This is a genomic window from Idiomarina baltica OS145 (assembly GCF_000152885.1).
Lineage (GTDB): Bacteria > Pseudomonadota > Gammaproteobacteria > Enterobacterales > Alteromonadaceae > Idiomarina > Idiomarina baltica.
Genome location: NZ_CH672409.1, coordinates 1 through 8,861, shown reverse-complemented (window position 1 = coordinate 8,861; position 8,861 = coordinate 1). Strand labels below are relative to the sequence as shown.

At 48.9% G+C, this 8,861-nt stretch carries 8 protein-coding genes; 3 read left to right on the top strand and 5 right to left on the bottom strand.

Going from position 1 to position 8,861, the window contains the following annotated elements; genetic code table 11:
* Positions 1–203: 203 nt before the first annotated feature.
* The 3 genes from OS145_RS11610 to OS145_RS11600 are packed head-to-tail and all read left to right on the top strand — an operon-like array spanning position 204 to position 3,584.
* Positions 204–1,703: an alpha/beta hydrolase gene (locus OS145_RS11610; protein WP_006956891.1), complete on the top strand. Its 1,500-nt coding sequence runs from the start codon at positions 204–206 to the stop codon at positions 1,701–1,703.
* Position 1,704: 1 nt separating this feature from the next.
* Complete coding sequence (locus tag OS145_RS11605) at positions 1,705–2,439, top strand: ABC transporter ATP-binding protein (RefSeq protein WP_006956890.1); 735 nt, start codon at positions 1,705–1,707, stop codon at positions 2,437–2,439.
* Positions 2,439–3,584: an ABC transporter permease gene (locus OS145_RS11600; RefSeq protein WP_006956889.1), complete on the top strand. Its 1,146-nt coding sequence runs from the start codon at positions 2,439–2,441 to the stop codon at positions 3,582–3,584. Before OS145_RS11605 ends, OS145_RS11600 begins: the two co-directional genes overlap by 1 nt.
* 13 nt (positions 3,585–3,597) lie before the next feature.
* Here OS145_RS11600 and OS145_RS11595 read toward each other — a convergent pair whose 3' ends face one another.
* The 5 genes from OS145_RS11595 to OS145_RS11575 all read right to left on the bottom strand — a co-directional run.
* Positions 3,598–4,920 carry an NAD(P)/FAD-dependent oxidoreductase gene (locus OS145_RS11595; protein WP_006956888.1) on the bottom strand — a complete coding sequence of 441 codons (1,323 nt, stop codon included), beginning with the start codon at positions 4,918–4,920 and terminating at the stop codon, positions 3,598–3,600.
* 3 nt (positions 4,921–4,923) lie between these two features.
* A complete protein-coding gene (locus OS145_RS11590; protein ID WP_006956887.1) occupies positions 4,924–5,505 on the bottom strand; it encodes a GNAT family N-acetyltransferase in 582 nt (193 codons plus the stop codon).
* A 2-nt stretch (positions 5,506–5,507) separates the two neighbouring features.
* Positions 5,508–6,893, bottom strand: a complete 1,386-nt coding sequence (gene ahcY, locus OS145_RS11585; RefSeq protein WP_006956886.1) for an adenosylhomocysteinase — start codon at positions 6,891–6,893, stop codon at positions 5,508–5,510.
* Positions 6,894–6,928: 35 nt separating this feature from the next.
* Complete coding sequence (locus OS145_RS11580; protein WP_006956885.1) at positions 6,929–7,933, bottom strand: adenosine kinase; 1,005 nt, start codon at positions 7,931–7,933, stop codon at positions 6,929–6,931.
* A gap of 49 nt (positions 7,934–7,982) precedes the next feature.
* Positions 7,983–8,861, bottom strand: an 879-nt coding sequence (locus OS145_RS11575; RefSeq protein WP_006956884.1) for a cobalamin biosynthesis protein, incomplete at its 5' end; no start/stop codon positions are given.

Genomic DNA, 8,861 nt, shown 5'->3' with positions numbered 1-8,861 from the left:
AAAATGGTCATGGCAGTTCACCTATTGCGGCGGCGATTAAAGAGCGTGCTGGCTTATAATTATTGAAGCTGTAAAAGATTGCAAAAAGCCTCCACTCTGGAGGCTTTTTTTGTGAACGTTAACAATTTGTTTCGATTCTTCTGTTGCCAAATAGGTGTGATACGAACAGAATATTTGTTCACCGTTATTTCTAGGACTTTTTCATGAACTTAGGTAATGATCGCAGCCCGCATGGAGGGTTAAGTTCGCGCCTGATAAAAACACTTTGTTGCTTGCTGATTGGATTTTTTGCGAGCGTGTCGAACGCGCAGGAGCAGCTCACTTCAACTGACGCGACTCATTGTTTTGTTAAAGGCTTTTCAGAGCGAATGGAGTGTGGTTACATCCAGGTTCCTGAGAATTACGAGCAGCCCGATGACGAGCAAATCGATATTCACTACGCGATTATTCCCTCTATCCAAGAGAATGCACAACCGGATCCGTTACTGATTTTAGCCGGCGGGCCGGGTCAAGCAGCGACGGAACTCGCCCCGATGATTGCACGCATTTTCGCCGATGTTAGAAAGCAGCGTGATATCGTGTTGATCGACCAGCGAGGCACCGGTAAAAGTAATCCACTGTCATGTGAGGTAAATCGGCCGGATGAGCTGGTGAGATCCGACGATGAGCAAGACCTGTCAGAGCTCGCTGCAGAGTGCTTAGCACAGTATCCTAATGTCGATGTATCGCAATACAATACGCGAAATACTATTCGTGATTTTGAACAAGTTAGACAGGCGCTCGGCATTGAGCAGTGGAATCTATACGGCGGTTCTTACGGAAGCCGTGTTGGGCTGAAATATCTGCAACACGCTTCAAACTCAGTTCGTACTGCGACATTGGATGCCGTCGCGCCTCCCCAAGTGGTGATAGGTCCATTTGGCTTCAACGGCAGTTTGGCATTTGAAAAAATGCTGCAAGATTGCCAGCAGCAAAAGCCTTGTATGCAACGGTTTCCTAATCTGAAGCAAGACTATGATCAGGTCATGCAGTCGCTTGATCAGCAGAGTGTTCTTGTAGACACTCAAGATCCGTTATCTGCAGAACCTATGCAGATTCGCCTGACACCCGGTCGTTTTAGCTCTGTCGTACGGTTGGCGTTGTACAACCCTGCGACTAGACAACTCTTACCTTACGCGATCAGTGAGGCGCGTGCTGCTAACTATAAGCCGATTTTAGGACTTATGGGAGGCACCACCACTGCAGTTCAAAACTCGATATACTTAGGTCTGATGCTTTCAGTAGTATGCCGGGAAGACTTGCCGCGCGCGACTGAGAGCTTGTTAAAGCAGGACGCCAACAATGAGTTTATCGGAGGAAAAACAGGTCAAGCATTTGTCGACTTGTGTCAGGGTTGGCAAACGACGCCAGCGCCGAGCTCCTTTGCGCAGCCGGTTGAAAGCGAAAAGCCTGTGTTACTACTATCGGGTACTCAAGACCCTGTCACGCCGCCACGATGGGCTGATATTGCTGCGCGAACATTACCGAATAGTGTGCATGTAATAGCTCCATACGCAGGCCATACAATTGCGGGACATACGTGTGCTAATAGGATCGTCGCGCAATTCGTCCGCGCGGGTAGCGTCGAGGCGTTAGATACTCAATGTGTAAAGCAAAGAAAACTAGCACCTTTCGTGCTCAATGCTAACGGAGAGGGGCTTTAACATGATCGAAGTAAAGTCGATAAGTAAGTCCTTCAAGACAGTAAGCGCGTTGAGTGAGCTGACATTCTCGGCCCGTGATGGTGAAATTACCGGTCTCTTAGGGCCGAATGGGGCAGGTAAGACAACTTGCCTTCGCATTATTTATGGATTACTTCGTGCCGACTCCGGGCAAGCGTTAATAGAAAGTGTGGATGCCAACAGATACCCGTTGCAGGCGCGAAGCAACTTGGGTATTTTCCCCGACAAATTTGGTCTCTATGAACGCTTAACAGTACGCGAACAAGTGCGCTACTTTGGCGAGTTACATGGACTACAAGCTGAACAACTTGAGCACAGTGTTGATAACGTTATCGAGCGCCTAGATATCGCCTCTCTGGCTGACAGGAAATCAGCTGGATTCTCGCAGGGGCAACGGATGAAAGTTGCCTTGGCACAGGCGTTGGTTCACAATCCTAAACATCTGATTTTAGATGAACCGAGTCGCGGTCTTGATGTGATGAGCACGCGGATTTTGCGCGATATTTTGCGTGAACAACGTGCGGCAGGCACCTGTATTTTATTTTCCAGTCACGTTATGCAAGAGGTGGCTGCATTGTGCGACCGAGTGGTAGTGATGGCAGCTGGCAAAGTTGCAGCCGAGGGAACGCCGGATGAATTGTGCCAGTTAACCGGTGAAGCCGCTCTTGAAGATGCGTTCGTCAAGATTATTGGCAGTGACGAGGGGATAGCAGCCTAATGAGCGCTTACAAAACGATATGGAAAAAAGAGTTCAAGGATGCGCTCCGCGATAAGCGTTCAGTACTTGCGGCAATGTCGTATGCCTTCTTTGGTCCGATGCTGATGGCGGTTGCATTTTTCTTTTTGATTAGCCAATTAACCGATCCGAGTGATGTCAAAATAAGCATAGACGGTAAGCAGTATGCGCCTGAATTGATTGAGCATTTGCGTGAGAATGGAATCGTAGAACGTGACACCGATTGGCCGGCTGAGGTGACACCCATCGAACTCTCGATTCCAGAAAATTGGGCTGAAGCCATTGCCTCCGCCACTCCCATAGCGGTGACATTACGTGCAGACTGGTCCGCGCAAAAACAGCAAAGTGATATAAAAAGGGTAGAGCAGGCGCTACAAGCCTACTCCGCTCAAATAGCTAATTATCGACTGATTTTAAGAGGCATTGACCCACGCGTTATCCAGCCGGTTCAGGTAGCGAAACAAGACATGGCGACGCGGGGCTCTAAAGCCGCGCTTATCATGGGCAGCGTGCTAGTGTTTATCTTACTTTCGGTATTTTGGTCTGGCATGAATGTGGCGATCGATATTAGCGCCGGCGAGCGCGAACGTAATTCGCTTGAGTTTTTATTATCTCAGCCAGTCAGCTCGCAGGCGATCGTCATTGGTAAGGTGCTTGCTGCCTCCTGCTTCGCGTTATTTGGAGCCATGCTGTCGCTGATCCTTATTCCTATTATATTTAGTTTTGTACCGCTCCATCAAATTGGCATGAGCGTTGATTTCAGTTTAGAGATGTTGCTAATCATGTTTTTGGCATTAGTGCCATTGGCATTGTTAGCAACGAGTCTGCAACTATTCGTGTCTTTTCGAGCGAAGAACTTTAAAGAAGCGCAAACCTATATTAGCTTTCTGCTGATTATCCCGATGGCGGCGTCGTTTGGTGTCGAGTTTGCTCGTCTAAAAACGCCATTGCTTTACTATTTGCCATTAACGGGGCAGCATCAAACTTTCTTGTCTTTAATCCGGGGTGAGACAGTGAATTGGTTAGGAGCAGGTGTAAGCGCGGTATTCACGTTAGTAGTGGCCGTGTTATTAACTTATTTAATCGGACGTATGCTAAAGAGCGAAAAAACCGTGTTTGGACTATAAGCATTGTGGGGTGTTAGCCCCACATATCCCGTAGCCGTCCGTAATGATAAAACGCCCACTGTCCAACGCGACGAAAGCCAGCAAACGGAAACGGTTTAAGGTTCGACTGATAATACGGTAGAGCAGGTAACGGCAAACCGCAGGCTTTTTCCGCTAGCCTTTTACCCGCTAAAGCGCTAAAACTAACGCCCGCGCCACAGTACCCCATGCTAGCAAAAACATTGTTGTCGAGTTGCATGATGCGCGGATAATCATCCAAAGACACACTGACCCAACCGCTCCAAAAGTCATCCCAATGCGTGATGTCCTTTAATGCCGGGAAACTGGCGTGAAGGGCGGCGAGTAGACGTTTAGCGTAGCGAGGACTCTCGGCATGGGCGCCTCGAATCGCACCACGACCACCGAATAATAGTCGACCGTCTGGCAGTAAGCGAAAGTAATACTTAAGTACGCGCGTGTCCATGTAAGCGTAGTCGTCTTTGAGCCCCGTCGCGTCGAGCTGCGCGCGACTCAGCGGTGGCGTAACAATCACGCTAGAAACCACGGGCAAATTACGTTGTGCAAGGTCAGGGAACAGCTTTTGTGTGGTGTATGCATTCGTGGCAAAGAGTACATCACGCGCCACGATTTCGCCTCGTGCTGTGTTTACCCGCCACCCCTCGTCCGAGCGGTGCATTGCGGTCGCCGCACAGTGTTCTATTAGCTGTGCGCCTGCTTGATGAGCTTGGCGAGCGACGCTGGCGGCTAGTTTTACTGGATTGATAGCAAAGCAATCATCAAACTTCAGACCCGCAAAGCCATGTTGTGTCTTGATGGTATCGGCAACCTGCTGCTTATCGAGCCATGTCACCGGCTGTTGAATCGAACGCAGGAATTGGTACTGCGCGCTTAGGGCTTTAACCGCCCCTTTATTATGTGCCAGTTTGACGTAGCCACCTTCGCGCAGGTCACATTGATCAGGGCAGTGCTTTACATGCGCTCTGATCCGCTCAAGGGCAAGTTGATGTTCGTTCGCCATTGCGTAGCCGACATCCTCACCGAAGCTATCGTGCCAGTGCTTCAAGCCGAGCCGGCCGGTACTTTTCATGACAAAGCCAGCATTGCGGCTTGAACAGCCCCAAGCTAATTGCTCAGCATCGATGACAGTGACTTCACGTCCCTGTGCACGCAGTTCAATCGCTGCATTTAATCCCGTATAGCCGCCACCAATGACGAGTGCATCAGTCGTTTTAGGCAGCTGATTTAAACTCGCTGGCCATTTGACTGGATGACCTGCCCAATAGCTTGCACGTGGCGCTGCCTTGGGGAGCTCGTTGTCATTAAGCGGATCGTACATGGACTAAAGTCGCTCAGATGAAAAATAGAGTATCATTTCACCGGCTTTACAGTAGCAAGTACCATCACATACCGGGCAGTAATAGCCGTCTTCAATCGAAGCTTGATACCAACGTTTAGCATGCGTAGCTAATAACTCACCGCCACAGGCACTGAAATAGCCATAAGCGCTGTTGTTCGGACTTTGCATCCATATATGCGCGAGTCCTGCTTCGCAACCGAGCTTTTTGGCGGCCTCGATACTAGCTGACAGCAATTTTTTACCAACGCCTAAGCCGCGAGCATTCTCGGCAACGGCAGCACATTTAAAGTAGCAAATATACTCAGGCGAAACCTGCCATGCGGCGGGTGTACATGCCTCGTCGATAGGCCACTGTCCCGGCGCGACCGTAAGCCGAACACCGAGTATTTCGCCTGCCTTTTCCGCTAAGAATGAAAGATTAATGTCACCCACTGTGCCTGCGTTGAGTAGCGCCGCGAGAGATTCCTCATTCAGGTAGTTATCGCCGTGAACTTCGTTTGCCAAACTAATAACGGCCGCTGAATCAGCGGCCGTTATAGGGCGAATAATCAATTCGTCTTGCATTATTAGTACCGATACTCGTCAGTTTTGAAAGGACCTTCGACCTCAACATGGATGTAATCAGCTTGCTGTTGAGTCAAGCGCGTGATCACACCACCAAAGCCTTGCACCATGTAGCGTGCAACTTCTTCGTCAAGCTGCTTAGGCAAGACTTCAACACGCAAGTATTCTTTTTGCTGCTCAATCGACATGTCGGCAAATTTCTGCTGGAACAAGTGCATTTGTGCGAGCACCTGGTTGGCAAAAGAGCCATCCATAATACGGCTAGGGTGGCCCGTTGCATTACCCAAGTTCACTAAGCGACCTTCAGCCAGCAACAATAAGTAGTCGTTGTCGTCATCAGAACGGTAGATCTTATGAACCTGTGGCTTAATTTCTTCCCAGCGCCAGTTTTTGCGCATGAACGCGGTATCGATTTCGTTATCGAAGTGGCCAATGTTACACACCACGGCGGTCGACTTAATCGCTGCTAACATGTGGCGGTCACAAACGTTCACGTTACCTGTCGTGGTAACCAATAAGTCGATGTTACCCAACAACGCTTTATTGATGGTGCTACCGTCGTCACTATTGACGCCGTCAATGTATGGCGAGACCACTTCATAACCGTCCATACACGCCTGCATCGCACAAATTGGATCGATTTCTGTGACTTTAACGATCATGCCTTCTTGGCGTAAGCTCGCTGCAGAGCCTTTACCTACATCACCATAGCCGATGACCAACGCCTTTTTGCCTGACATTAAGTGGTCAGTCGAGCGCTTGATGGCATCATTCAATGAATGGCGGCAGCCGTATTTGTTGTCGTTTTTCGACTTAGTTACTGAGTCGTTGACATTAATAGCAGGTACACGCAGGGTGCCTTGCTTGAGCATATCAAGGAGGCGGTGCACGCCCGTTGTGGTTTCCTCGGTAATACCGTGGATCTTCTCCAACATTTCTGGGAATTGCTCGTGGATCATTAGCGTCAAGTCGCCGCCATCATCCAAAATCATATTTGCATCCCAAAGCTCGCCATCTTTCTTGCAGGTTTGCTCTAGGCACCACTCGTATTCTTCTTCTGTCTCGCCTTTCCAAGCAAAGACTGGAACGCCGGCTGCAGCAATGGCCGCGGCTGCGTGGTCTTGGGTTGAGAAGATATTACAAGAAGACCAGCGCACGTCCGCACCGAGTTCAACCAAAGTTTCGATAAGTACAGCCGTCTGAATGGTCATGTGGATACAACCAATAATACGGGCGCCCTTAAGCGGCTTCTCGTCCGCATATTTGCGACGAATAGTCATCAAAGCGGGCATTTCAGATTCAGCAATGGCAATTTCCTTGCGGCCCCAATCAGCCAGGTTAATATCTGCCACTTTAAAATCGGTGAACTTAGGATCGTTTAAACTCATAATGCTACCGTTATCCTTTGCATAAAAAATGGGTGTTAAGCGTAGCTTAGCAGCTTTTCTAAAAGTTGCTGTTGACGCTCTTTGCTCAAGCGCGCGCCGAACTCAGTGACAAGCTCTGCTGCTGCTAAACTGGCGAGTCGACCCGCTTGCTCAAGTTCCATATCTTGAGTAATACCGTATAGCATGGCACCGGCAAACATATCGCCTGCGCCGTTAGTATCGACCGCTTGAACAGGAACGCCTGGAATATGAATCTGACGCTCAGAATCAGCAATTAACGCACCTTCTTTACCGAGTGTGATAGCAACGGTCGATGCGCAGTTTAATAAACGTTGTGCAGCGGCGTGTGGATCCGTCTCACCTGTCAAAAGTTCGGCTTCTTCTCTATTACAGAACATCAAGTCGACACCGCCATCTAGAATTTCATCGATACCATCGCGGAAGTATTTAACCATCGCGGGATCGGAGCAAGTCATGACAATTTTAGTATCGTTTTCGCGGGCAACGCGTTTTGCTTCTGCAATAGCTTCACGGGCGATTTCAGAAGTAATTAAGTATCCTTCGATGTAGAGGTATTTCGCAGCGGCAATTGCCTCAGGATGAAGTTCATGAGTCGACAAATCGGCAGTAATACCAAGATGTGTACGCATCGTGCGCTCGGCATCGGGGGTGACCATCACTAAACAACGACCTGTGGTACCGTCATTATTTTGGCTGGTGAGGTTAGTTTGGATACCGACGTGCTCTAGGTCACGTTGATAAAAATCGCCCGCTTCATCGTTAGCGACTTTACAACAATAAAAAGCTGAGCCACCAAACTGTGCAAATGCGACCAACGAGTTAGCCGCAGAGCCACCGCCACATTGCTTTTTAAGGTCACCCATCGTACTGAGCTCGGCGATCAGTTTATTCTGATCCTCTTCCTCAATGAGTGCCATCATGCCTTTTTCCAAATGGTGTTTGGCTAGGAAGTCTTCGCTGACTTCAAATTCCTGATCGACGAGTGCGTTGCCGATGCCAATTACATCAATGGTTTTCATAATTACTTTCGGTTGCTTATTAGGGCGCACAGTATATACGAACTCGACCTCAGGGTCGATAAATGAACAAAACCAAACACAGAAAAACCTGCATGATTATTATTATATCGAGCCAAATACCTGTTAAATAAAGCTTATTTTGTACTATTTGGGGTGAAAGAGTGCCATCGAAGCGTGTACGACTGAGCCGTTTATGGTGGTATTTTTGCGGGCCACCGAGACTCAAGTTGTACAACCGACTTTGTGAATCTAACCACATAAACGCACCGAGCGACAAGCCTTGGCCTTGTCGTAGCGCGACTGCTGGGCGTCTTCTTATGAGCCAAAGCCAAGGTCGTAAAAGTAAGGCAGGTACGACTAAAGCCAGTGATTCAATTGTCTGATAGAGCACTTGAGCGGCGCGACCAAAGTGCTGGTAGCGTGGGGCGGGTACGGGCCATAAGTGATGGCACTCGATAATTAGGCGTATCGCGAGTGCGGCGATAGGTCCCGATACGTACCAAGCAAGTAAAGGCGCGAGCACATTAACAACGAGAATCCGCAAACGAACCTCAAAAATTGCCTTGGCGAGGCCTATTTGACTGAGCTGTTCGCAGTCAAAGGGCACGAATCGACTCACGATAGCTCGAGCGGCACGTTTTTGCCCTTTATTCAGCGCCATAGCGGCGAGTTTTGTCTGATTTAATGTACGTTTGTATTTAATTGCAAACCAAAGCCAGACAACACCGGTTAGCTCATGCAATTCGGCACTCATTTGAATGATGCTCACGGGAAGCAAACATATCAGTAGCAAAAGCCCAAGCAACAAGGCTCCAGCGACAGTTTGCTGCGTGTTGCCGTGGTCTTGGTGACATACCTTATCTGTCAGAAACTTGGCAAATAAGCGGAAGATCGTTAGGGGATGCCAATGTTCTGGCAACGAAAAAAA

What these genes read in the sequence shown, in the direction of transcription:
- OS145_RS11610 (WP_006956891.1), top strand. Translation starts at nt 204, where the DNA reads ATGAACTTAGGTAATGATCGCAGCCCGCATGGAGGGTTAAGTTCGCGC.
- OS145_RS11605 (WP_006956890.1), top strand. Translation starts at nt 1,705, where the DNA reads ATGATCGAAGTAAAGTCGATAAGTAAGTCCTTCAAGACAGTAAGCGCG.
- OS145_RS11600 (WP_006956889.1), top strand. Translation starts at nt 2,439, where the DNA reads ATGAGCGCTTACAAAACGATATGGAAAAAAGAGTTCAAGGATGCGCTC.
- OS145_RS11595 (WP_006956888.1), bottom strand. Translation starts at nt 4,920, where the DNA reads ATGTACGATCCGCTTAATGACAACGAGCTCCCCAAGGCAGCGCCACGT.
- OS145_RS11590 (WP_006956887.1), bottom strand. Translation starts at nt 5,505, where the DNA reads ATGCAAGACGAATTGATTATTCGCCCTATAACGGCCGCTGATTCAGCG.
- ahcY (WP_006956886.1), bottom strand. Translation starts at nt 6,893, where the DNA reads ATGAGTTTAAACGATCCTAAGTTCACCGATTTTAAAGTGGCAGATATT.
- OS145_RS11580 (WP_006956885.1), bottom strand. Translation starts at nt 7,933, where the DNA reads ATGAAAACCATTGATGTAATTGGCATCGGCAACGCACTCGTCGATCAG.